Source organism: Streptomyces sp. NBC_00459, assembly GCF_036013955.1.
Classification (GTDB): Bacteria; Actinomycetota; Actinomycetes; order Streptomycetales; family Streptomycetaceae; genus Streptomyces.
This window is the reverse complement of the sequence record NZ_CP107903.1, coordinates 6,820,255-6,842,090: the sequence shown is the minus strand read 5'-3', so window position 1 is coordinate 6,842,090 and position 21,836 is coordinate 6,820,255. Positions and strand designations below refer to the sequence as shown.

19 protein-coding genes are annotated in these 21,836 nt (G+C 70.4%); 10 read left to right on the top strand and 9 right to left on the bottom strand.

Features of this window, described 5'->3' with window-relative positions:
* Positions 1-3: 3 nt before the first annotated feature.
* The 4 genes from OHN74_RS30395 to OHN74_RS30380 all read right to left on the bottom strand — a co-directional run bounded on the left by OHN74_RS30395 (position 4) and on the right by OHN74_RS30380 (position 4,554).
* Positions 4-1,968 (bottom strand): kelch motif-containing protein, encoded by a 1,965-nt coding sequence (locus OHN74_RS30395; protein ID WP_327697761.1) that lies wholly within the window; start codon positions 1,966-1,968, stop codon positions 4-6.
* A 3-nt stretch (positions 1,969-1,971) separates the two neighbouring features.
* Entirely contained in the window at positions 1,972-3,756 is a 1,785-nt protein-coding gene (locus tag OHN74_RS30390; RefSeq protein ID WP_327697760.1) for a glycosyltransferase family 2 protein, read from the bottom strand.
* A 148-nt stretch (positions 3,757-3,904) separates the two neighbouring features.
* Positions 3,905-4,198 (bottom strand): MTH1187 family thiamine-binding protein, encoded by a 294-nt coding sequence (locus OHN74_RS30385; protein ID WP_327697759.1) that lies wholly within the window; start codon positions 4,196-4,198, stop codon positions 3,905-3,907.
* Positions 4,195-4,554: a DUF3817 domain-containing protein gene (locus OHN74_RS30380; protein WP_327697758.1), complete on the bottom strand. Its 360-nt coding sequence runs from the start codon at positions 4,552-4,554 to the stop codon at positions 4,195-4,197. Before OHN74_RS30380 ends, OHN74_RS30385 begins: the two co-directional genes overlap by 4 nt.
* 198 nt (positions 4,555-4,752) lie before the next feature.
* On the opposite strand from OHN74_RS30380, the gene OHN74_RS30375 reads away from it, so the two are divergent.
* The 4 genes from OHN74_RS30375 (at position 4,753) to OHN74_RS30360 (ending at position 7,400) form a co-directional block, all read left to right on the top strand.
* Positions 4,753-5,385, top strand: coding sequence for an AIM24 family protein (locus tag OHN74_RS30375; protein WP_189149669.1), 633 nt, complete (start codon positions 4,753-4,755; stop codon positions 5,383-5,385).
* A gap of 1 nt (position 5,386) precedes the next feature.
* Positions 5,387-6,037: an AIM24 family protein gene (locus tag OHN74_RS30370; protein ID WP_327697757.1), complete on the top strand. Its 651-nt coding sequence runs from the start codon at positions 5,387-5,389 to the stop codon at positions 6,035-6,037.
* 38 nt (positions 6,038-6,075) lie between these two features.
* A complete protein-coding gene (locus OHN74_RS30365) occupies positions 6,076-6,831 on the top strand; it encodes an AIM24 family protein (protein ID WP_443060581.1) in 756 nt (251 codons plus the stop codon).
* Between the two features lie 92 nt (positions 6,832-6,923).
* Entirely contained in the window at positions 6,924-7,400 is a 477-nt protein-coding gene (locus OHN74_RS30360) for a MarR family winged helix-turn-helix transcriptional regulator (protein ID WP_327697755.1), read from the top strand.
* Positions 7,401-7,415: 15 nt separating this feature from the next.
* Here OHN74_RS30360 and OHN74_RS30355 read toward each other — a convergent pair whose 3' ends face one another.
* Together OHN74_RS30355 and OHN74_RS30350 are read right to left on the bottom strand one after the other, a co-directional pair.
* Positions 7,416-8,831: a sensor histidine kinase gene (locus OHN74_RS30355; protein WP_327697754.1), complete on the bottom strand. Its 1,416-nt coding sequence runs from the start codon at positions 8,829-8,831 to the stop codon at positions 7,416-7,418.
* Entirely contained in the window at positions 8,828-9,493 is a 666-nt protein-coding gene (locus OHN74_RS30350; protein ID WP_327697753.1) for a response regulator transcription factor, read from the bottom strand. Before OHN74_RS30350 ends, OHN74_RS30355 begins: the two co-directional genes overlap by 4 nt.
* Positions 9,494-9,640: 147 nt before the next feature.
* On the opposite strand from OHN74_RS30350, the gene OHN74_RS30345 reads away from it, so the two are divergent.
* The gene (locus OHN74_RS30345) at positions 9,641-10,279 is read left to right on the top strand and encodes a PepSY domain-containing protein (RefSeq protein ID WP_327697752.1); all 639 of its coding nucleotides are present in this window, start codon (positions 9,641-9,643) and stop codon (positions 10,277-10,279) included.
* Here the strand turns inward: OHN74_RS30345 and OHN74_RS30340 are convergent.
* From OHN74_RS30340 to OHN74_RS30330, 3 genes are all read right to left on the bottom strand, one after another.
* Positions 10,251-11,561 (bottom strand): MFS transporter, encoded by a 1,311-nt coding sequence (locus OHN74_RS30340; RefSeq protein ID WP_327697751.1) that lies wholly within the window; start codon positions 11,559-11,561, stop codon positions 10,251-10,253. The two genes, OHN74_RS30345 and OHN74_RS30340, sit on opposite strands and share 29 nt — an antisense overlap.
* A 208-nt stretch (positions 11,562-11,769) precedes the next feature.
* Positions 11,770-12,726 carry a methylmalonyl Co-A mutase-associated GTPase MeaB gene (gene meaB, locus OHN74_RS30335; protein ID WP_327697750.1) on the bottom strand — a complete coding sequence of 319 codons (957 nt, stop codon included), beginning with the start codon at positions 12,724-12,726 and terminating at the stop codon, positions 11,770-11,772.
* Between the two features lie 37 nt (positions 12,727-12,763).
* Positions 12,764-13,966 (bottom strand): acetyl-CoA C-acetyltransferase, encoded by a 1,203-nt coding sequence (locus tag OHN74_RS30330; RefSeq protein ID WP_327697749.1) that lies wholly within the window; start codon positions 13,964-13,966, stop codon positions 12,764-12,766.
* 147 nt (positions 13,967-14,113) lie between these two features.
* Here OHN74_RS30330 and mce point away from each other — a divergent pair, with 147 nt between their 5' ends.
* The 5 genes from mce (at position 14,114) to OHN74_RS30305 (ending at position 21,795) form a co-directional block, all read left to right on the top strand.
* Positions 14,114-14,554: a methylmalonyl-CoA epimerase gene (mce, locus tag OHN74_RS30325; protein WP_327697748.1), complete on the top strand. Its 441-nt coding sequence runs from the start codon at positions 14,114-14,116 to the stop codon at positions 14,552-14,554.
* 244 nt (positions 14,555-14,798) lie between these two features.
* The gene (gene scy / locus OHN74_RS30320) at positions 14,799-18,647 is read left to right on the top strand and encodes a polarized growth protein Scy (protein WP_327697747.1); all 3,849 of its coding nucleotides are present in this window, start codon (positions 14,799-14,801) and stop codon (positions 18,645-18,647) included.
* 218 nt (positions 18,648-18,865) lie between these two features.
* The gene (locus OHN74_RS30315; RefSeq protein WP_059072957.1) at positions 18,866-19,804 is read left to right on the top strand and encodes a hypothetical protein; all 939 of its coding nucleotides are present in this window, start codon (positions 18,866-18,868) and stop codon (positions 19,802-19,804) included.
* 228 nt (positions 19,805-20,032) lie between these two features.
* Complete coding sequence (locus OHN74_RS30310) at positions 20,033-21,028, top strand: ABC transporter ATP-binding protein (protein WP_327697746.1); 996 nt, start codon at positions 20,033-20,035, stop codon at positions 21,026-21,028.
* The gene (locus OHN74_RS30305) at positions 21,025-21,795 is read left to right on the top strand and encodes an ABC transporter permease (RefSeq protein WP_327697745.1); all 771 of its coding nucleotides are present in this window, start codon (positions 21,025-21,027) and stop codon (positions 21,793-21,795) included. Before OHN74_RS30310 ends, OHN74_RS30305 begins: the two co-directional genes overlap by 4 nt.
* Positions 21,796-21,836: the final 41 nt, after the last annotated feature.

Here is a 21,836-nt window from a genome sequence, read left to right as displayed (position 1 = left end):
TGTTCACCTCACCTGGAGCCACTTCGCCTCCGACGGCGTCCCCTTCGCGTCCGTCACGAACAGCATGTACCAGCCGGGCGGCACCAGCGTCCGGTCCTTCGGTACGTCGACCGTCACCGAGGTGCGGTCCCTGCTGAGGGGGAGGTCGATGGAGCGCTGTTCGACGTCCGTCGTGTGGGTGACCGCGCTGGGGCGCATCAGACGGGCCTTGGACACCCGTTCGGGGTGGGCCGACTCGAACGTCGCGCGGCCGTGCTTGTCCACCTCCTGGGGGCCGTCCCCGAGTACGGGACGGTTCTTGCCGTTCTTGTGCAGCGCGGGCGGGGTGAAGATCTCCATCCGCTGCTCGAAGTGGCCGAGCTTGGTGTTCTGCTGGTTGTCGTAGAGCGGGTCGGAGCCGAAGGTGGCGACCCGGCCGTCGGGCAGGAGCAGCGCCTCGGAGTGGTAGTTGCGGCCCACCTTCGGGGAGGCCGCCGCCCGGAACGCGTTCGTCTTGGGGTCGTAGAACTGTGCCTTGAGGATGTTGCTGCCGCTGCGGCCCCGGTAGTCGGCGGAGCCGTTGGACGTGAACACGGTGTCGTCCGGCATCAGGACGCTGTTCAGGTAGCGCGTGCCCTGGGGGAGGTCGGGGCCCGCCTCGAAGACCGGGTTGTCCTTCTTCAGGTCGATCACGGCCGTGCGCCGCGTCGCCTTCTTCGACTCGCCGACACCTCCGCCGCCCAGGATCATCACCTTCTGGTCCTGCGCGGGTGGCAGCAGCACCGAGGCGGAGGTCTCGGTCTTGTCGGCGTCCGTGAGGCCCGGCACCTTCTCGAAGGTGTTCTTCTCCAGGTCCCACAGGCCGGGCACGCGGCCCAGGGTGGCGGGTCCGTAGCCGGCGTTGGAGGCCGGGTAGAACAGCTTGCCGCCCTTGGTGAGGAAGAGGGCGGGATAGGTGGGGAAGTAGCGCTTGGGGCCCGGGGTCCACTTCTTGGTCTTCGGGTCGTAGATCTCGTTGTCCCCGGGGTCGATCGCCCCGACGTCGTCGAGACCGGAGACGGCCAGGACCCGTCCGTCGTCGAGGCCGACGAGGGTCGGGTACCAGCGTGCCTTGTCCATCGGGTCGACGGGGATGTACCTCTCGGCCTTCGGATCGAACTCGTACGCCGCTCTGATCCCCTGGAAGTCCTGCTTGTCCATGGTGATCTTCTCGGAGAGGCCGTACGTGTTGTCCGCGTCCTTGCCCTTCAGGCCGACGATCTCGTACTGCGCCTGCTTGGCGGTGATCGAAACGGGCCCGGCCTCGGCCGCCTCGACGAAGACGCGGGCCTCGCTCGGGACGACCTTCGTCACCCAGGGCTGCATGACCCCGGCCGCGTTGTACGTGATCTTCTGGGTGCGCTTCGCCTTGGGGACGGTGACGTCGAACCGGCTGACGTACTCGACCCCGGCGGGCGAGCGGAAGCGGGTGCCCTTCTTCAGGACCACCGGTTTGTCGGGGTTCTCGTTCTTGACGCGCATTCCGCCGCCGGCCCGCTCGACCTCGCCGTCGAGGAGTTCGTAGCGGGCGGTGCCGCCGGCCACCAGGAGCCGTCCGTCGGGGAGTTGGGCGTGTCCGGCGCAGAAGAAGTCGTCGGGGGTGGCGATCTTCCTGAAGGTGTCCGTCCTCGGGTCCCAGAGGATCGTGTCGAAGGACCCCTTGTCGAACTTCTTCTGCTCGTTGCCCGAGCCCGCGACGATCAGGACCTTGCCGGTGTGGAGCAGGGCCGCGTGGATGGCGTTGGTGCGGAACTCCTCGGGGATGTCGATCGCGCTCCAGGAGCCGTACTTCGCTTTGTATCCGGGCTGGGCGATCTTGTACTCGTGGTAGCGCTCGCCGGCGAAGCCGAGCACGGCGGGAGCGTTGAGACCGGCGAGGAGGGCGACGCCTCCGATGCCCAGGACGGTCTTCTTGGTCTTCTTGGTCTTCTTCGACGGTTGGAAGGCCATGGCCTAGTTGCCTCCTGTCGGGGTGCTGGAGACCGGGGCGACGGCGCCGGTGGCGATCGCCGGTTCCTCGCACTCCCTGCTTTCTCTGCTTTCTCTGCTCTCCCTGGCTTCCCTGCGGTTCTTGAGGCGGGTGGCGATCCACACCCCGACCGGGGCAAGGGAGATCGCCATGGCGAGGACGGCCCAGGTGCGCATGGCCACATGGGTGTGGCCGAGATGGACGGAGGCGACGAGCGAGGTCGCCAGGAACGCGGCCCAGAAGAGGTGGACGCGGAAGGTGAGCAGCCGGTCGGGGCTGGCGTCCCCACCCTTGGGCGTGACGACGAACCGGCTGGGGCGGCGGAGCAGGGCCGCGCCGAAGGACTTCAGGTAGATCGGCGCGGAGAGCGCCGACATCGCCATGCCGGCGAGCCCACCGGAGCCCTCGGGCTCGTGGGGCGAGACGTTGTGCCGCCGGTTCCACAGGTACAGCCCGATCTGGAGGGCGGCGGCGTCGCTGTAGAGCATCAGCCAGACGGAGGCGGCGACCTGGGTGCCGGAGGCCCCGAACCAGAGGAAGAGGAAGCAGCTCAGAATGCCGAGGAACCAGTTGACGGCGGTCATCGGGTAGTAGACGAGCATGAGCGTGTACGAGAAGAGCCGGCCCGGGGGCATGGTGAAGGGCGCCTTCCAGTACTGCTTGAAGAGCGTCTCGTACGTGCCGCGCGACCACCGCATCTGCTGGGTGAAGAAGTCGGTCCAGGAGGCGGGTCCCTCGCCGACGGCGAGCACGTCGGGCGTGTAGACGGACCGCCAGTGGTGCCCGGTGAGCGGATTGCGGCGGCGGTGCAGTTCGAACCCCGTGGCCATGTCCTCGGTGATGGAGTCGCACAGTCCGCCGATCTGTCTGACGGCCGCGATGCGTACGACGTTGTTGGTGCCGACGAACATGGGGGCCCGGTAGCGGTTGCCGGCGCGCTGGATGAGCGCGTGGAAGAGGAACTGCTGCGACTCGGCGGCCTTGGTGACGGGGTGGGCGTAGTTCCCGTACACCTGGGGGCCGACGACGAAGGCGACGTCCGGGTCGCGGAAGAAGCCCGTCATCCGCTCCAGGAAGTTGGGGAGCGGGACGTGGTCGGTGTCCACGGAGGCGTAGAAGTCGTACTCGTCGCCGTGCATGGCGATCCACGCGTTGTAGTTGCCGTGTTTGGTACGGGCCTTGTGGACGCCCTTGTCCCGGTTCCACTCGGGGACCCCGTGCCGGCTGAAGTGCCGTACGCCCAGCTCGGCGCAGAGCGCCCTGGCCTGCTCGTCGTCGCCCTCGTCGAGGAGCCAGACGTCCAGGGGGCCGGTGTGGTGGACGCGGGTCGCGCCTTCCAGGGTGGCCCGGACCATCGCGAGGGGTTCCTTGCCGGGGACGTACGTGGTGAGGAAGGCGACGCGGGTGCCGGACTCGGGTTCTACGGGGACGGGGTCGCGGGCGACCATCGTGGCGTGGGCGATGGACACCACGTTGACGACCATGAACAGCTCGATCAGCCCGATGGCGACGAGCATCACGATGTCGAGATCGACCATCCATCTCTCACCGGCCTCGCGCTCCACCCAGTGGGTGGGCCAGACGAGGTAGACGAGCAGGGCGCCGGTGAGCAGGGGCGCGAGGGTCATGAGCAGGACGGCGCGTATTCGGCGTGGCTCGCGGGACAGGAGCGAGACGTACCGCACCTGGTACGGGGATCCGGCCGGGGCCTCGCTGAGGGGTCCGGCGAGTCGGCTGTGGGTGTCGTAGTCGTAGCCCTCCGGCCGCACAGCGCCCTCCAGTGATCGAACGAGCCGATGTCCCCACCAAAGGGGAGATATGACGGCGAGTCGACCTGGGTGCGTCCGGACGGGTGAGCGTGCACGGGGGTGGTTTAGCGGGCGAGAGGGGCCCGTCAGCCGGTGCGGATCATGCAGATCATGGGGAGAGGTGGCGCTCCACCGTCTCCACCTTGGAGGTCAGACCGTCGGTCACTCCGGGGCGGATGTCCGCCTTGAGGACGAGGGAGACGCGCGGCGCGCGTTTCTCGACGGCGGCGACGGCACGTCTGACGACGTCCATGACCTCGTCCCAGTCGCCCTCGATGGACGTGAACATGGCGTCGGTGCGGTTGGGGAGGCCGGATTCGCGGACGACGCGGACGGCGTCGGCGACGTACTCCCCCACGTCCTCGCCGACGCCGAGAGGCGTCACGGAGAAGGCGACGATCATGCCTTGGCCACCCCGTCCTGTTCCTGGCGCGCACGGGAGGCGATGACTGCGTCGACCGCGTCCTCGGTCTCGCGGCGCAGCCTGCGCTCGGCGAAGAAACCGCCGGTCGGGAGGACGGAGAGGAGGAAGTAGAGGGCGGCGGTCCTCAGGGGCCACTTGGCGCGGTTCCAGGCGTCCGCCCAGAAGATCACGTAGAGGATGAAGAGGATTCCGTGGACCGCGCCCATGACGGGCACCGCGTTGAAGTCCGTGGTCCGCTTCAGCACCGAGCAGACCAGCAGGAGGAGGAAGGAAACGGCTTCGGGGGCCGAGACCAGGCGCAGGCGGCGGAGGGCGGAGGCGGTCTTGATGTCCACGGGTCACCTTCGGTGGGTGCGAGGGGGTCGCTTTGTGAATGGATGCACAAACGTTCGCCCATTCTGACATTCGCGGCTGGGGCGACCGGAACGGGGGTGCGGACGGATGTTCAGCCCCTAGGGGGAGGTTCAGGGGCGATCTCCACCTTCGGGATCTGTTGCCGGGGGTGCTCGGCGGGCTACCTTCGCCCCGTGGCGATGTTTCGACTTCAAGGCAGCAAGGTGCTGGCCATCGACATGACCGGGGACGCCGTCAAGGCGAAGAACGGCTCGATGGTGGCGTACGACGGGCAGATGGACTTCAAGAAGCTCAGCGGCGGCGGTGAGGGCATCCGGGGGATGGTCACCCGGCGGATCACCGGCGAGCAGATGACACTGATGGAGGTGAAGGGACACGGCACGTGCTGGTTCGCCGACCGCGCCTCCGAGATCAACCTTGTCGGCCTCCAGGGGGACAAGCTGTACGTCGAGTCGAGCAACCTGCTGGCGACCGACTCGGGCCTGCGCACGGGCACGTCCTTCACCGGCATGCGCGGCGCCTCGCAGGGCAACGGCCTGTTCACGACGACCGTCGAGGGACACGGCCAGGCGGCGATCATGTCGGACGGGCCGGCGGTGGTGCTGCGCGTCAGCCCGCAGTTCCCGCTGACGGTCGACCCGGGGGCGTACATCGCGCACCAGGGCAACGTCCGACAGTCCTTCCAGTCCGGCGTGACGTTCCGCACGCTCATGGGCGAGGGCGGCGGCGAGGCCTTCCAGATCCGCTTCGAGGGCGACGGCCTGGTGTACGTCCAGCCCAGTGAGCGCAACACGATCGCCGGGGATGTGTGACATGCCCTTCCGTGAGATCAACTCCAAGATGGTCGAGGCGACCCTCATGCCCGGCCAGCGCGTCTTCAGCCAGCGCGGGGCGATGCTCGCCTACAAGGGCGAGGTGTCCTTCACGCCCAACCTGCAGGGCGGCCAGGGCGGGATCATGTCGATGATCGGCCGCCGGGTCGCCAATGAGGCCACCCCGCTGATGACCGTCGAGGGCAGCGGCACCGTCCTCTTCGGGCACGGCGGCCACCACATCCAGGTCATCAGCCTCACCGGTGACACGCTGTGCGTCGAGGCGGACCGTCTCCTCGCCTTCGACGGCACGCTCCAGCAGGGCACGATGTTCATGGGCTCGCAGGGCGGCGTCATGGGCATGGTCCGGGGACAGGTGACGGGCCAGGGGCTGTTCACCACCACCCTCAAGGGGCACGGCTCGGTCGCCGTCATGGCGCACGGCGGGGTGATCGAGGTGCCGATCACGCCCCAGCGCCCGGTCCACGTCGACCCGCAGGCGTATGTCGCGCACCACGGCGACGTCCGCAACAAGCTGTCCACCGCGCTCGGCTGGCGCGACATGGTGGGCCGCGGCTCGGGCGAGGCGTTCCAGCTGGAGCTCAGTGGCAGTGGTGCGGTGTACGTCCAGGCGTCGGAGGAGAAGCTGTGACCACCTACCCGGGCGCCGGGCCCGTCGTCCACGACCCGATGACGCTGCCGTCGGACGACAACGTCAACAACTACACCTTCTGCGTGGAGCTCAAGGGGAGCCAGTGGTTCCTGCAGAAGGGGAAGATGATCGCCTACTACGGCTCGATCGACTTCAACGGCATCGGACATGGCCGTCTGGACCGTCTTGTCCGTACGTCTTTTCATTCGCCTCTGCACGCGAGCGACTGGGTCGTCGCCGAGGGTTCGGGCAAGATGCTCCTCGCCGACCGGGCCTTCGACGTGAATTCGTATGATTTGGAGGAGGGCAACCTGACCATTCGCTCGGGCAACCTTCTCGCTTTTCAGCCAACTCTCGCGCTCAAGCAGTCGATCGTGCCGGGCTTCCTCACCCTCATCGGAACGGGCAAGTTCGTGGCCGCCTCGAACGGCCCGGTGGTGTTCATGGAACCCCCGATCCGGGTGGACCCGCAGGCCCTGGTCGGCTGGGCCGACTGCCCCTCCCCCTGCCACCACTACGACCACGGGTACATGACGGGCCTGATGGGCGGTCTACGTGCGATGACGGGCATCGGCGGGGCCTCCGGCGAGGAGCACCAGTTCGAGTTCGTCGGGGCCGGCACGGTACTGCTCCAGTCCAGCGAGACACTGATGGCCGAGCAGGCCACGGGGATGGTTCCGCACGAGCCCGGGGTGCCCGGTGGCGGCGGGGCCCCCGCAGGTCATCCACAGCAACCGGGGGCACCGCGTCTTCCCGGACAGCTCGGTGACCTCCAGCGTCGCTTCGGGCTGTGAGCGGTAGTCTGCAGAGTGTGACGTCGAACATGTGCGCGCCGTCATACCACCCTCACTAGTTCGCCTTTCAACCTTTTAGGTAGACTTCATTCATGGAGACCGAGACGGCCACAAGCTGGCTGACCGACGCGGAGCAGTGCGCCTGGCGCACCCACCTGGAGGTCAACAGGTTGTTGGCATACCAGCTCGAAAAGGACCTGCAACCGTTCGGCCTGACGATGAACGACTACGAGATCCTCGTGAACCTCTCCGAATCCGAAGACGTGCGCATGCGGATGAGCGACCTCGCGTCCGCCACCCTCCAGTCCAAGAGCCGGCTCTCCCACCAGATCACCCGCATGGAGAACGCGAACCTGGTCCGCCGCGAGAACTGCGAGTCCGACCGGCGGGGCCTGTACGCGGTGCTCACCGAGCAGGGCATGGAGACGATGAACAAGGTCGCGCCCCATCATGTGGCATCCGTCCGGCGGCACTTCATCGATCTGCTGACCCCGGAGGCACTGGCCGAGCTCAGCACGTCGCTCAAGCCGATCGCGCAGCACCTGCGCGGCCACCAGGGCCGGCCGTAGGGACTGCCCGACCGATCAGATGACCGGCAGGCGGAGCTCGAACAGGGCTCCGCCCACGGTCGCCTCACGCACGGTCAGCGTGCCGCCGTGCCGTACGGCGACGTCCCGGGCGATGGCCAGTCCGAGCCCGGCACCGCCGTCGTCGCGGCTGCGGGCGGCGTCGAGCCGTACGAACCGCTCGAAGACCCGCTCCCGGTCGTCCACGGGCACCCCGTCCCCGTCGTCGGCGACCTGGACCACGGCCCGACCTTCCTCCCGCCGCACGGACACGGTGACCGCCGACCGGGCGTGCCGCTGCGCGTTGTCCAGCAGATTGGCGACCAGCCGCCCCAACTGCGTCCGGGAGCCGGCCACTTCCACGGCACCTGCCTCGACCGTCAGTCCGGCCCGGCCCTCCGCCTGTTCGCGGACCACCTCCGCGAGGTCGAAGCGCGCGTCTGCGGGCCGCTCCCCCGCGTCCAGCCGGGCGAGCAGCAGCAGATCGGCGGCGAGCCGCTGCAGCCGTACGGTGTCCTCGACAGCCCCGTCCACGTCCAGCAACTCCGGGTGTGCGGCGCCGACTTCGAGCTGGGTGCGCAGGGAGGCGATGGGGCTGCGCAGTTCGTGCGAGGCGTCGGCGACGAACCGGCGCTGGCGTTCCACGGAGGTCTCCAGGGCGGCGAGTGTCTCGTTCGTGGTCCGGGCGAGCCTGGCCACCTCGTCGTGCGTGTCCGGCACCGGGACGCGCCGGGCGAGGTCCTCGGAGGCCGTGATCGCGGCCATCTCGGCCCGGATGCCCTCGACGGGGCGCAGCGCGCGCCGGGTGACCAGCCAGGTGACGCCCGCGACGACGCCGAGGAGCAGCGGGAACCCGATCAACATGACGGTCAGCGCGGTGCTGACGGCGCTCTGTTCGGCGGAGAGCGGCGCGCCGGCGTGGACGGTGAGTGTGCCCTTGTCGTCGACCTCGACCCGCACGGTCGCGAACCGGTAGTCGGCCTCGTCGCCCTCGACGGTCGCCGACCCGTCGGTGAAGGAGACGTCCTCGTCGATCTCGCCGGGCGAGAGTGAGCCGTCGTCCTCGTCTTCCCCGGCCCCGCTGCCGTCATGGCCGTCGGCCGTGGACGCCGGCGCCTGCGGGCGCACGGCCGCCACACCCGTGCCGCTGATCCGCTCCAGGTCCTCGCTGGCCGCGACCAGCCGTCCGGCGGCGTCGACGACCTGTACGGGCCGGTCGTCGGCGTCGAGCGACAGTTCGCCGTACGCCGTCCCGGCCGCCAGGTCGGCGGCGACCGCCCGCGCGGTCCGCTCCGCCTGGGTACCGGCCTGGCCGCTGAGGTTGGACCACAGGGAGAGCAGGACGGCGGTCCCGGCGGCGACCAGCGCGACGGCGACCACGACGGTGGCGCCGAGGGTCGCCCGGGCCCGTACGGAGCCGAGAGCGCGTCTCACCGCGGCACCTCCAGCCGGTATCCGGCGCCGCGCACGGTACGGATCAGCGGGGCGCCGAGCTTCCGGCGCAGTGTGCTGACGTACACCTCGACGATGTTCGGGTCGCCGTCGTACGCGAAGTCCCAGACGTGCTCCAGGATCTGCGCCTTGGACACCACCTCGCCGGCCCGCAGGACGAACTGCTCCAGTACGGCGAACTCCTTCGCCGTGAGGGTGACCTCGCTGTCGCCGACGTGGACGCGGTGGGCCGCGGTGTCGACCGTCAGCTCGCCGACCGTACGGACGGGCGAGGCACCCGCCGACCCACGTCGGCGCAGCAGCGCCTTCACCCGGGCGACCAGGACGACGTAGGAGAAGGGCTTGGTCAGATAGTCGTCGGCGCCGGTGTCGAGGCCCTCCGCCTCGTCGTACTCGCCGTCCTTGGCGGTGAGCATGAGGATCGGTACGTCGTGGCCGGCGGCGCGCAGGGCCGCGCAGACGCGGTAGCCGTTGAGGCCGGGCAGCATGATGTCGAGGATCACCAGGTCGTACGGCGTCTCGGTGGCCCGGTGCAGGCCCTCGCGGCCGTCGTGGACGACATCCACGGCGTATCCCTCGGCGGTCAGGCCCTTGGCGAGCGACAGGGCCAGTCGCTTCTCGTCCTCGACGATCAACAGTCGCATGCGTACAGCCTCGCAAAACGAAGCTGAAGACGCCTTCAGGTGCCTTCAGGTCCGCTTCAGCCGCCGTCGGGCAGCTTGGTTCTCGTCATCGAAGCGGAGCGAATCGCCGCTGAACCGACCGAACCGAGCGAAGAGGCAGGAAATTCCATGAAGCGGAACATCGTCATCGCCACCCTCACCGCCACCGCCCTGGCCGGCGGCACCGTCGCGGCCTTCGCGGCGGGCGACGACGGGCCGGCGGCGCGGGATCGGGCGGGAACGAACGTGCGGGTGGTCTCCGACCGGGACGACGACACCGCCGACTCCGACGACACGGCCGACGACGCGTCCGACGACCGTACGGCTGTTCGCAGCAGCGCCGTCACCGCCGCCGAGGCCGTCGCGGCAGCGCTGCGGCACACCCCCGGCACCGCGGTCTCCGCCGAACTGGAGGACGACGGCGCCGACGCCGGCACGTGGGGCGTGGAGGTCGTGCGGGGCGACGGCGCCGAGTACGACGTCAAGGTCTCCGGCACCGGGAAGGTGCTGGGAGCGCAGCGTGACACCGACGACGACAACGACAGCGACGACCGCGCCGAGTTCGCCGCGCTGAAGGGCGCGAAGTTCGACGCCGGGGAGGCCGCCGTTGCCGCCGCGGCGAAGGGCACGGTCACCGAGGTCGGCGCCGACGACGAGAACGGCGCCGTGGCGTGGAGCGTGGAGACCGTGAAGGACGGCGGGGCGAGCGAGTGGAAGGTCGCCCTCGACACGGGCAAGGTCACGCAGGACCACTCCGACGACGACTGAGAACGCCCCCGCCGCGCTTGCCCGTCCCGTCCCGCACCTGGGGGCTGCGCCCACAGACCCCGCCAGGGCCCTGAACGGGCCTGGCCCTCAATCGCCGGACAGGCTGGAATGCCCCCGCCAGCAGGACCGTCACGCCGGTCAGGGCGAAGCAGGCGCCCACCGGCAGGTGTCCGGCGAGGACTCCGGCTCCCGCCGCGCCGATCGTGCTCCCCGCGTTGGTGGCCGTGTTGACCCACGCACCGGCCCGGACGCGTACCTCCGGCGTCACCGCCTCGTCGGCGATGAGATACGCGGTGGTGAGGGCCGGGGACACGAAGACGCCGGCCAGCGTCAGGGCGAGGGTGAGAGTGCCCAGGCCGGGGGCGAGCCCCGCGCCGAGGAGTGCCAGGCCCAGGCCGAACGCCAGCAGGGCGAGCCGGACCCTGGCGGGCCTGCGCCAGGCCACGGCGCCGTTGAGCAGCCCACCGACGGCGCTTCCGGCGGACAGGGCGGCCAGTACCCAGGCCACGCTCGCGCCGCCGTGGCCGCGCTGCCCGGCGAACACGACAACCAGAAGGTCGAGCGAGCCGAGGGCGAGCCCGACACCGGCGGCGGCACCGACAGGGCCCCGGATGCGGCCCAGCACGCGTCGGCCGCCGCCTGTCCCCCGTGGGGCCTTGCGTGCGGCGGGGCGCATCCCCCGTACCGCAGGCGAGGTCACGAAACCGGCGGTGCCCGCCGCCATCAGGGCAGCCCCGACGACGATGCCGACGGCCGGCACCGTGAAGCCGGCGAGAACACCCACCAGCAGCGGCCCGGAGACGAACAGCAGTTCCTCGGCGACGCCGTCGAGGCTGTACGCCCGCTGCAGCAGCTGCCGGTCCTCGGCGATCCCGCTCCACACGGCCCGCATGGTCGGCCCGAGGGGCGGCACACAGGCACCCGCGAAGGCGGTGAGGGAACCCAGGACGAACACCGGCGCACCGGGGCGCCAGACGGCCACGGTCAGCAGCCCGAGCGCGGTGAGGTGGGCGAGCAGCAGGGGCACGAGCGCCCGGCGCGGCCCGTACCGGTCGATGAGGGCGGCCCTGGCGGGCGCCAGGAGGACGACGGTGGCACCGAAGAGCGCCATCACGGTGCCGGCCACGGCGTACGAGCCCGAGGCCCGGGTCACGGCGAGCATCACGGACAGCGGGACGACGCCGTAGGACAGCCTGCCGAGCAGGGCGGTGGCGAAGGTGCGGCGGGCGTACGGGATACGCAGGACAGCGGCATAGGAAGGCCGCGTCGAGATCGCGGACATGCGAGGTTCCTCCGGGAGGCGGCGCGTCGAGCGGGCGCCGTGGCAGAAAGGGACGCCGGATCACCACGACGATCGCGCTGCGAGCGCGGGCCGGTCGCGGTGGTGTGGGGCGGCACCTATGCCAGGAGGAGGAACATGCCGGTCAACTTATCAGCGTGGCCCGGGAGTCGACCACCGCGAAAACCTGCCCCGCGCCTGTCCCCGACCGTCAGTTCTCGGTCAGGCCCGCGACGAGTTCGTCCGCCGCCCGGTAGGGGTCCAGTTCGCCCGCCACGATCCGCTCCGCCAGCGCACCCAGCCGCCGGTCACCGCGCAGATCACCGATGCGTTCCCGCAAGGTCGTGACGGCGATCGTCTCGACCTCGTGGGACGCGCGGGCGCGGCGGCGCTCGGCCAGGACGCCGTGCTCCTCCATCCACGCGCGGTGCTTCTCCAGGGCCTCCACCAGTTCGTCGATGCCCTCCGACCGTGACGCGACCGTCTTCACGATCGGGGGGCGCCAGTCGCCGGGTGCCCTGGACCGGCCCAGGCCGAGCATGTGGTTCAGCTCACGGGCGGTGGTGTCGGCGCCGTCCCGGTCCGCCTTGTTGACGACGTACACGTCGCCGATCTCCAGGATCCCCGCCTTGGCCGCCTGGATGCCGTCGCCCATCCCAGGGGCGAGGAGCACCACGCTGGTGTCGGCCTGCGCGGCGATCTCCACCTCGGACTGGCCCACGCCGACCGTCTCGACCAGGATCACGTCGCAGCCCGCCGCGTCCAGGACGCGGATCGCCTGCGGGGCCGCCCAGGCCAGGCCGCCGAGGTGGCCTCGGGTCGCCATCGAGCGGATGTAGACGCCCGGGTCCGACGCGTGGTCCGACATCCGCACCCGGTCGCCGAGCAGCGCGCCGCCGGAGAACGGCGACGACGGGTCGACGGCGAGTACGCCGACCCGCCTGCCCTGCCGCCGGTACGCCGTGACGAGCGCCGAGGTCGACGTCGACTTGCCCACGCCCGGTGATCCCGTCAGGCCGACCACGTACGCGTTGCCCGCCAGCGGGGCCAGCGCGGCCATGACCTCGCGGAGTTGTTCGGACGCCCCCTCCACCAGGGAGATCAGCCGGGCGACGGCCCGCGGCCGGCCTTCCCTGGCCTGGGCCACCAGCGCGGGGACGTCCTGCATCACAACTCCGTTCCGATCACAGCCGTATCGATACCCGTTACGCCTTGGGTACCCGCACGATCAGCGCGTCACCCTGGCCGCCGCCCCCGCACAGGGCCGCCGCGCCGACGCCGCCGCCGCGCCGCTTCAGTTCCAGGGCCAGGTGCAGTACGAGCCGTGCGCCGGACATCCCGATCGGGTGGCCGAGGGCGATCGCACCGCCGTTGACGTTCACCCGATCCGTGGACACCCCGAGGTCCTTGATTGACTGGACCGCGACCGCCGCGAAGGCCTCGTTGATCTCGATCAGGTCAAGATCCTCGACGCCCAGGCCCTCCTTCTCGAGGGCGTGCAGGATGGCGTTGGAGGGCTGGGACTGGAGAGAGTTGTCCGGGCCCGCCACATTGCCGTGGGCGCCGATCTCCGCGATCCACTCCAGGCCGAGTTCCTCGGCCTTCGCCCTGCTCATCACGACCACGGCAGCCGCGCCGTCCGAGATCTGCGACGACGTGCCCGCGGTGATCGTGCCGTCCTTGGTGAACGCCGGGCGCAGCTTGCCCAGGGACTCCGCCGTCGTCTCCGCCCGGATGCCCTCGTCCTGGCTGAAAACGATCGGTTCGCCCTTGCGCTGCGGGATCTCGACCGGCGTGATCTCCGCCTCGAAGACGCCGTTCTTCTGGGCCGCCGCCGCGCGCTGGTGGGAGAGGGCCCCGATCTCGTCCTGCTCGGGGCGCAGAAGACCCAGGCGGGTGTTGTGCTTCTCCGTCGACTCGCCCATGGCGATGTTCTCGAAGGCGTCGGTCAGGCCGTCGTACGCCATCGCGTCGAGCATCTCGATCGCGCCGTACTTGAAGCCCTCACGGGACTTGGGGAGCAGGTGGGGGGCGTTCGTCATCGATTCCTGGCCGCCGGCCACCACGATGTCGAACTCGCCGGCGCGGATCAGCTGGTCCGCCAGCGCGATCGCGTCCAGGCCCGACAGACACACCTTGTTGATGGTCAGTGCCGGGACGTTCATCGGGATGCCGGCCTTGACCGCGGCCTGGCGGGCCGGGATCTGGCCCGCGCCGGCCTGGAGGACCTGGCCCATGATCACGTACTGCACCTGGTCGCCACCGATCCCCGCACGGTCGAGGGCGGCCTTGATCGCGAAGCCGCCGAGGTCGGCTCCGGAGAAGGTCTTCAGCGAGCCCAGCAACCGTCCCATGGGCGTACGCGCGCCCGCGACGATCACCGAGGTACTGCTGTTCGTTCCTGACATGAGGTGCGATCCCCTTTCAGCTGGGGAGCTGAGGAGTGTGAACGAGGGTTTACCTGAATGTACTGAGCGGTAGTCCCGCCGTCATCCAGCCGTCGGTGTGATCGCGCGCACGTTGCGTAACCGTCACCGGAGCGCTGCACTGACACCATGCTGACGCGAATCGACCACATCGGAATCGCCTGTTTCGACCTCGACAAGACCGTCGAGTTCTACCGGGCCACGTACGGCTTCGAGGTGTTCCACTCCGAGGTCAACGAGGAGCAGGGCGTACGCGAGGCCATGTTGAAGATCAACAACACGGACGACGGCGGCGCCTCCTACCTCCAGCTCCTGGAGCCGACCCGCGAGGACTCCGCCGTGGGCAAGTGGCTCGCCAAGAACGGGGAGGGAGTGCACCACATCGCTTTCGGTACGGCGGATGTCGATGAGGAAGCCGCGGACATCCGCGAGAAGGGCGTACGCGTTCTGTACGAGGAGCCACGGCGCGGCTCCATGGGGTCGCGGATCACCTTTCTGCACCCCAAGGATTGCCACGGAGTACTGACAGAACTGGTCACTTCGGCGGCTGTTGAGTCACCTGAGCACTGACCCTCGTACATATGGGCCGGTAGGGTTGGGCACGGCCGCTCCCCTGTTGTCGGGAAGCGGTCCGGGTCCCGGTGTGTGGAGGTGCGGGATCCGAGGGCCGGGGTACAGGTTTCGGGGGCCGAGGGTGAGGGCGGAAGTCCGTGCTTCGCCGTTGATCTGACACCATTCCCCGGGGGCCCCGTCCGGCGGATGGACGTGGCTCGTTCGGAGAAGGTTGCGACCAGGGGACGGATGGGACCGCGCAGTGCGGGGCTACGAACGCCAGGAGCGAGAGCCGGCGGCTGACGTCGACCACCTCTCTCGGTTCGAGGCCGAGATGGAGCGGCTGAAGACCGAGCGGGAAAAGGCGATTCAGCACGCCGAGGACCTCGGCTACCAGGTCGAGGTACTGCGCGCCAAGCTTCACGAGGCGCGCCGAACCCTCATGTCCCGGCCCGCCTATGACGGCGGAGACATCGGCTATCAGGCCGAGCAGTTGCTGCGGAACGCCCAGATCCAGGCGGACCAGCTGCGCCAGGACGCCGAGCGCGAGATGTCCCAGGCACGCGCCCAGACCCAGCGAATCCTGCAGGAGCACGCCGAACAGGCGGCCCGGTTGCAGGCCGAGCTGCACCAGGAGGCGGTCACCCGTCGCCAGCAGCTCGACCAGGAGCTGTCCGAGCGGCGCCAGACCGTCGAGTCGCACGTCAACGAGAACGTGGCGTGGGCCGAGCAGCTGCGGGCCCGCAGCGAGTCCCAGGCGCGCCGGCTCGTCGACGAGTCACGGGCCGAGGCCGAGCAGGCGCTGGCCGCCGCCCGGGCCGAGGCCGAGCGGGTCGCCAACGAGGCGAGGCAGCGGCTGCAGAGCGAGGGCGAGTCCGCCCGCGCGGAGGCCGACCAACTGCTGCGCCGGGCCCGCGCCGAGGCTGAGCGCCTCCTGAACAGCGCGACCTCCGAGGCCCGCGAGGCCGCCGACCACGCCGAGCAGCTGCGCAGCTCCACGGTGACGGAGTCGGACAGCGCCCGCCGTCAGGCCACCGAGCTGAGCCGCGCCGCCGAGCAGCGGATGCAGGAGGCCGAGGCCGCCCTGCGGGAGGCGCGCGCCGAGGCCGAGAAGGTCCTCACCGAGGCGAAGGAGACCGCGACCAAGACGATCTCCAGCGCCGAGTCGGCCAACGAGCAGCGCACACGTACGGCGAAGGAACAGGTCGCCCGGCTGGTCACCGAGGCCAGCCAGGAGGCCGAGGCCACCAAGGCGTCCGCCGAGGAACTCGTCGCCGACGCCAAGGCCAAGGCCGAGAAGATCGTCGCGGAGGCCGAGGAGACCGCCCGCAGTCTCACCGCCGAGGAGACCGCCTCCCAGCTCGCCAAGGCGGCCCGCACCGCCGAGGACGTCCTGAACAAGGCGTCCGAGGACGCGAAGTCCACCACCAGGGCTGCCACCGAGGAGGCCGAGCGCATCCGCGCCGAGGCCGAGGCGGAGGCGGACCGGCTGCGCGCCGAGGCGCACGACATCGCCGAGCAGCTCAAGGGCACGGCGAAGGACGACACCAAGGAGTACCGCGCCAAGACCGTCGAGCTTCAGGAAGAGGCCCGGCGACTGCGCGGCGAGGCCGAGCAGCTGCGCGCCGACGCGGTCGCCGAGGGCGAGCGCATTCGTGCGGAGGCGCGCCGTGAGGCCGTCCAGCAGATCGAGGAGGCGGCCAGGACCGCCGAGGAACTGCTCGCCAAGGCGAAGGCAGACGCGGACGAGACGCGCCAGACCGCCCAGTCGGACAGCGAAAAGGTCCGTACGGAGGCCATCGAGCGCGCGACGACACTGCGCCGGCAGGCCGAGGAGACCCTGGAGCGCACCCGCAAGGAGGCCGAGCGGCACCGCGCGGAGGCCGTCGAGCAGGCCGAGGGCATCGCGGCGGACGCCGAGCAGGCCGCGCGTGAGCTGCGCGAGGAGACCGAGCGGGCGATAGTGGTGCGCCGCGACGAGGCCGCCGCCGAGCTCACCCGGCTGCAGACGGAGGCCGAGGACCGGCTGACCGCGGCCGAGCAGGCACTCACCGACGCCCGCGCGGAGGCCGACCGGAGCCGCCGCGAAGGGTCCGAGGAGGCGGAGCGGCTCCGTTCCGAGGCCGCCGAGCGCATCCGCAGCCTCCAGGCACAGGCCGACGCGGAGATCCAGCGGCTGCGCGACGAGGCGGCGGCCGACGCGTCCGCGTCCCGGGCGGAGGGCGAGGCCATCGCCGTACGTCTGCGGTCCGAGGCGGCGGCCGAGGCCGAGCGGCTGAAGACGGAGGCGCAGGACACCGCCGACCGGGTACGGGCGGAGGCGCAGGCCGCTGCCGAGCGACTGGCGACGGAGGCGTCGGAGACGCTGGCCGCCGCCCAGGAGGAGGCCGCCCGGCGTCGCCGCGAGGCCGAGGAGACCCTCGGTTCCGCCCGCCAGGAGGCCGACCAGGAACGCGAGCGGGCCCGCGAGCAGAGCGAGGAGCTGCTGGCGTCGGCGCGCAAGCGCGTGGAGGACGCCCAGGCCGAGGCCGTACGGCTGGTCGAGGAGGCGGACCGCCGGGCAGGCGAGATGGTCTCGGCGGCCGAACAGCACGCCCAGCAGGTGCGGGAGTCGGTGTCCGGGCTGCACGAGCAGGCCCAGGAGGAGATCCAGGGGCTGCGCTCCGCCGCCGAGCACGTCGCCGACCGGATGCGGCGCGAGGCGCAGGAGGAGTCGGACCGGGTCCGTGCCGATGCCTACTCCGAGCGGGAGCGGGCCTCGGAGGACGCGAGCCGGGTGCGGCGCGAGGCGTCGGAGGCGTCGGAGCACGCCAAGGCGCTCGCCGAGCGCACGGTGGGCGACGCGATCGCCGAGGCGGAGCGGCTGCGCCAGGACGCCGCGGCGCACGCCCAGCGGGTGCGTACCGAGGCGTCGGACACCATCGCGGGTGCCGAGCAGGACGCGGCGCGCAGCCGTGCGGAGGCGCGCGAGGACGCGAACCGGATCCGTTCGGACGCGGCGACCCAGGCCGACACGCTGATCACCGAGGTGACGGTGGAGGCGGAGCGCCTCACCGAGGAGACCAACGCCGAGGCGGAGCGGGTCCGGGCCGAGTCCGTGGCCGCGGCCGAGCAACTGCTCTCGGAGGCGACCGGGGAAGCGGAGCGGCTGCGGGCCGAGGCCGCCGACACGGTCGGCTCGGCGCAGCAGCAGGCGGAGCGGATCCGGGCCGAGTCCGAGCGGGTCAAGGCCGAGGCGGCGGCGGAGGCCGACCGGCTCATGTCGACCGCGCGCGACGAGGCCGACAGCACGCTGGACGAGGCCCGCAAGGAGGCCAACAAGCGGCGCTCCGAGGCGGCCGAGCAGGTCGACACGCTGATCACGGAGACGGCCGCCGAGGCCGACAAACTGCTGTCCGAGTCGCAGCAGGCCGCGCAGAAGACGACCGCGGAGGCCGAGGCACAGGCCGACTCGATGGTGGGCGCGGCCCGCACCGAGGCCGACCGGCTGGTGTCCCAGGCGACGGCCCGGGGCAACTCGACGGTGGAGAAGGCCCGCACGGACGCGGACGAGCTGCTCGTCGGCGCGCGCCGGGACGCCACCGCCATAAGGGAGCGGGCGGAGGAGCTGCGCGACCGCATCACGGCCGAGATCGAAAGCCTGCACGAGCGGGCCCGCCGTGAGGCCGCCGAGACCATGAGGTCGACCGGCGACCGCTGCGACGCGCTGATCACGGCCGCCGAGGAGCAGCTCGCCAAGGCGGAGGCGAAGGCCAAGGACCTGGTCTCGGAGGCCAACTCCGAGGCGGGCAAGGTCCGTATCGCCGCCGTCAAGAAGGCCGAGGGGCTCCTGAAGGAGGCCGAGCAGAAGAAGACCTCGTTGATCCGGGAGGCCGAGGAACTGCGGGCCGAGGCGATCCGCGAGGCGAAGGCCACGGTCGAGGAGGGCAAGCGCGAGCTCGAGATCCTCGTCCGGCGCCGCGAGGACATTCAGGCGGAGATCTCCCGTGTCCAGGACGTCCTGGAAGCGTTGGAGTCCTTTGAGGCCCCGTCGACGAACAAGGACGGCGGCGTCAAGGCGGGCGCTGCCGTCGGCGTAACTCGTTCGGGTGGCAAGCCGTCAGAGAGCTAGCACGGAGGGCCCGTTGAGGGTTAACGCGGAGAGAGCGCTGTGTGCACTCTGTGCGGCTTTCTGGGGTGTTTGACCAATTCTTTGGCAAGCAGTCCGCCGGTTAGCCACTCAAAAGGGGTCTCATTCTCCATATCAATCGGGTGACTGCTCGATGACACGCCGCTCGGACCCCTAGGATTCCCCCTATCACCTCACCGGTCTCATTCGACAGGAACCCCATGAGCGACACTTCCCCCTACGGCTTCGAGCTTGTGCGGCGTGGGTACGACCGCGCTCAGGTGGACGAACGCATTTCGAAGCTCGTCTCCGACCGTGACAGCGCTCTGGCTCGTATCACTGCTCTGGAAAAGCGCATCGAGGAGCTCCACCTCGAAACGCAGAACGCCCAGGCCCAGGTCAGCGACGCAGAGCCGTCGTACGCCGGTCTCGGCGCGCGCGTCGAGAAGATCCTCCGTCTCGCCGAGGAGGAAGCGAAGGACCTGCGCGAGGAGGCCCGTCGCGCGGCCGAGCAGCACCGTGAGCTCGCCGAGTCGGCGGCCCAGCAGGTGCGCAACGACGCAGAATCGTTCGCTGCGGACCGCAAGTCCAAGGCGGAGGACGAGGGCGTCCGGATCGTCGAGAAGGCCAAGAGCGACGCCTCCCAGCTGCGTCAGGAGGCGACGAAGGACGCGCAGTCCAAGCGCGAGGAGGCGGACGCCCTCTTCGAGGAGACCCGCGCCAAGGCCGCCCAGGCCGCCGCGGACTTCGAGACGAACCTCGCCAAGCGCCGTGAGCAGTCGGAGCGCGACCTCGCGTCCCGTCAGGCCAAGGCCGAGAAGCGCCTCGCGGAGATCGAGCACCGCGCGGAGCAGCTCCGCCTGGAGGCCGAGAAGCTGCGCACGGACGCCGAGCGCCGCGCCCGCCAGACGGTCGAGACGGCCCAGCGCCAGGCCGAGGACATCGTGGCCGACGCGAACGCCAAGGCCGACCGGATCCGTTCGGAATCGGAGCGCGAGCTGGCGGCTCTCACCAACCGCCGCGACTCGATCAACGCCCAGCTGACGAACGTCCGCGAGATGCTCGCCACCCTGACGGGAGCCGCGGTCGCCGCCGCGAGCGCCCCGGTCACGGACGACGAGCCGATCACCCGCGGGGTCCCGGCCCAGCAGTCCCGCTAAACAGCAGGACGGACGGTCGCGCAACCGACCGTAGATGCCCGCACCTCCCTACGGGGGGGTGCGGGCATCCGCGTAGGGGCGCGGGGAACTGCGCGACAAGCCACGACGCCGCGGCACCCGACGACCACCCCGACACGAACCCCCGTTCACCAGAAGTTCCGGCACACGTGACCCCCCGCCCGGCAGAGCCAACTGGCACCGCACGACCCCCCGAACTAGCGTGGCCGCATGATCGAGCTAGAGGGGCTGACCAAGCGGTACGGCGAGAAAATGGCGGTCAACCATCTGACGTTCACCGTCAGACCGGGCATCGTGACCGGCTTCCTCGGCCCCAACGGCGCCGGCAAGTCCACCACCATGCGGATGATGCTCGGCCTCGACCGGCCCACCGCCGGCGACGTCCGGATCGACGGTCAGCACTACAACCGGCTCAAGGACCCCCTCAAGTACATCGGCGCCCTCCTCGACGCCAAGGCCATGCACGGTGGGCGCAGCGCCTACAACCACCTCCTCTGTCTCGCGCAGAGCAATGGCATCCCCTCCTCCCGGGTGCACGAGGTGCTCGACACCGTCGGGCTCACGGCGGTCGCCCGGAAGAAGGCGAAGGGGTTCTCGCTCGGCATGGGGCAGCGCCTCGGTATCGCGGGCGCGCTGCTCGGCGACCCGCGGATCCTGATGTTCGACGAGCCGGTCAACGGCCTCGACCCCGAGGGCATCCACTGGATCCGCAACCTGATGAAATCGCTGGCCGCCCAGGGCCGTACGGTCTTCGTCTCCTCGCACCTCATGAGCGAGATGGCGCTGACCGCCGACCACCTGGTCGTCATCGGGCAGGGACGGCTGCTCGCCGACACCTCCATGGCGGACTTCATCGAGCAGAACTCGCGCTCGTACGTCCGTATCCGCTCCCCCCAGCGCGAGCGGCTGCTCGACGTCCTGTACGCCGCCGGGATCACCGCGGTGCAGGCCGGCGGGGAGACGCTCGAAGTGGACGGCGGGAAGGCCGAGCAGATCGGTGAGCTGGCCGCGCAGCACCACCTCGTGCTGCATGAGCTGAGCCCCCAGCAGGCCTCCCTGGAGGAGGCGTTCATGCAGCTGACCGCCGAGTCGGTCGAGTACCACGCGCACTCCGACACCCCGACCCCGTCCGGCCTCCCGGCCGGTCCCCCGCCCGATTCCGCGGCGGGTTCCTGGGGCGACGGCCGGCAGGAAGGACGGTCATGACGGCCGCTCAGGTCATCCGGTCCGAGTGGACCAAGATCCGGTCGGTAGCGTCCACGGTGTGGACGCTCGGTCTGGCGGCCGTGGTGACGATCGCGCTCGGCGCGCTGATCTCGCTGCTCTTCAAGAACCAGTGGAGCGACCTCAGCGAGAAGGACCGGCTGTCCTTCGATCCGACGTACACGAGCTTCGCGGGGATGAGCCTCGGCCAGCTCGCGATGATCGTGTTCGGGGTGCTCGTCGTGTCGAACGAGTACAGCACCGGCATGATCCGCACCTCGCTGTCCGCCGTACCGCAGCGCGGCACATTTCTCGCCAGCAAGCTCGCGGTGGCGGCCGGGCTCGCCTTCGCGGTCGGCATCGTCACCAGCTTCGCCGCGTTCTTCCTCGGGCAGGCGATGCTGGGCGACCATTCGACGTCGATCGGCGATCCGGGCGTACTGCGCGCGGTCATCGGCGGGGCGCTCTACATGACGCTCATCGCCCTGTTCTCCATGGGCGTGGCCGCGATGCTGCGCAGCCCGATGCTGTCGCTCGGTGTGCTGATGCCGTTCTTCTTCCTGATCTCCAACATCCTGGGCGCGGTCTCGGCGACGAAGAAGGTCGCCCGCTATCTGCCCGACCAGGCCGGCAGCAAGATCATGCAGGTGGTCACCCCGGTCGACAACGACACTCCGTACGGCCCCTGGGGCGGGCTCGCGATCATGGTGGGGTGGGTCGTCGTGGCCCTGCTCGGCGGGTATGCGCTGCTGAAGAAACGGGATGCCTGAGCCCTGTCCCCCGCACTCCCCTCGCACGGTCATGAACCCGA

What these genes read in the sequence shown, in the direction of transcription:
- OHN74_RS30365 (WP_443060581.1), top strand. Translation starts at nt 6,076, where the DNA reads ATGACGCTGCCGTCGGACGACAACGTCAACAACTACACCTTCTGCGTG.
- OHN74_RS30385 (WP_327697759.1), bottom strand. Translation starts at nt 4,198, where the DNA reads ATGATCGTCGCCTTCTCCGTGACGCCTCTCGGCGTCGGCGAGGACGTG.
- OHN74_RS30350 (WP_327697753.1), bottom strand. Translation starts at nt 9,493, where the DNA reads ATGCGACTGTTGATCGTCGAGGACGAGAAGCGACTGGCCCTGTCGCTC.
- OHN74_RS30395 (WP_327697761.1), bottom strand. Translation starts at nt 1,968, where the DNA reads ATGGCCTTCCAACCGTCGAAGAAGACCAAGAAGACCAAGAAGACCGTC.
- OHN74_RS30330 (WP_327697749.1), bottom strand. Translation starts at nt 13,966, where the DNA reads ATGTCAGGAACGAACAGCAGTACCTCGGTGATCGTCGCGGGCGCGCGT.
- OHN74_RS30340 (WP_327697751.1), bottom strand. Translation starts at nt 11,561, where the DNA reads ATGTCCGCGATCTCGACGCGGCCTTCCTATGCCGCTGTCCTGCGTATC.
- OHN74_RS30370 (WP_327697757.1), top strand. Translation starts at nt 5,387, where the DNA reads ATGCCCTTCCGTGAGATCAACTCCAAGATGGTCGAGGCGACCCTCATG.
- OHN74_RS30345 (WP_327697752.1), top strand. Translation starts at nt 9,641, where the DNA reads ATGAAGCGGAACATCGTCATCGCCACCCTCACCGCCACCGCCCTGGCC.
- mce (WP_327697748.1), top strand. Translation starts at nt 14,114, where the DNA reads ATGCTGACGCGAATCGACCACATCGGAATCGCCTGTTTCGACCTCGAC.
- OHN74_RS30315 (WP_059072957.1), top strand. Translation starts at nt 18,866, where the DNA reads ATGAGCGACACTTCCCCCTACGGCTTCGAGCTTGTGCGGCGTGGGTAC.
- meaB (WP_327697750.1), bottom strand. Translation starts at nt 12,726, where the DNA reads ATGCAGGACGTCCCCGCGCTGGTGGCCCAGGCCAGGGAAGGCCGGCCG.
- OHN74_RS30310 (WP_327697746.1), top strand. Translation starts at nt 20,033, where the DNA reads ATGATCGAGCTAGAGGGGCTGACCAAGCGGTACGGCGAGAAAATGGCG.
- OHN74_RS30305 (WP_327697745.1), top strand. Translation starts at nt 21,025, where the DNA reads ATGACGGCCGCTCAGGTCATCCGGTCCGAGTGGACCAAGATCCGGTCG.
- OHN74_RS30375 (WP_189149669.1), top strand. Translation starts at nt 4,753, where the DNA reads ATGTTTCGACTTCAAGGCAGCAAGGTGCTGGCCATCGACATGACCGGG.
- OHN74_RS30360 (WP_327697755.1), top strand. Translation starts at nt 6,924, where the DNA reads ATGGAGACCGAGACGGCCACAAGCTGGCTGACCGACGCGGAGCAGTGC.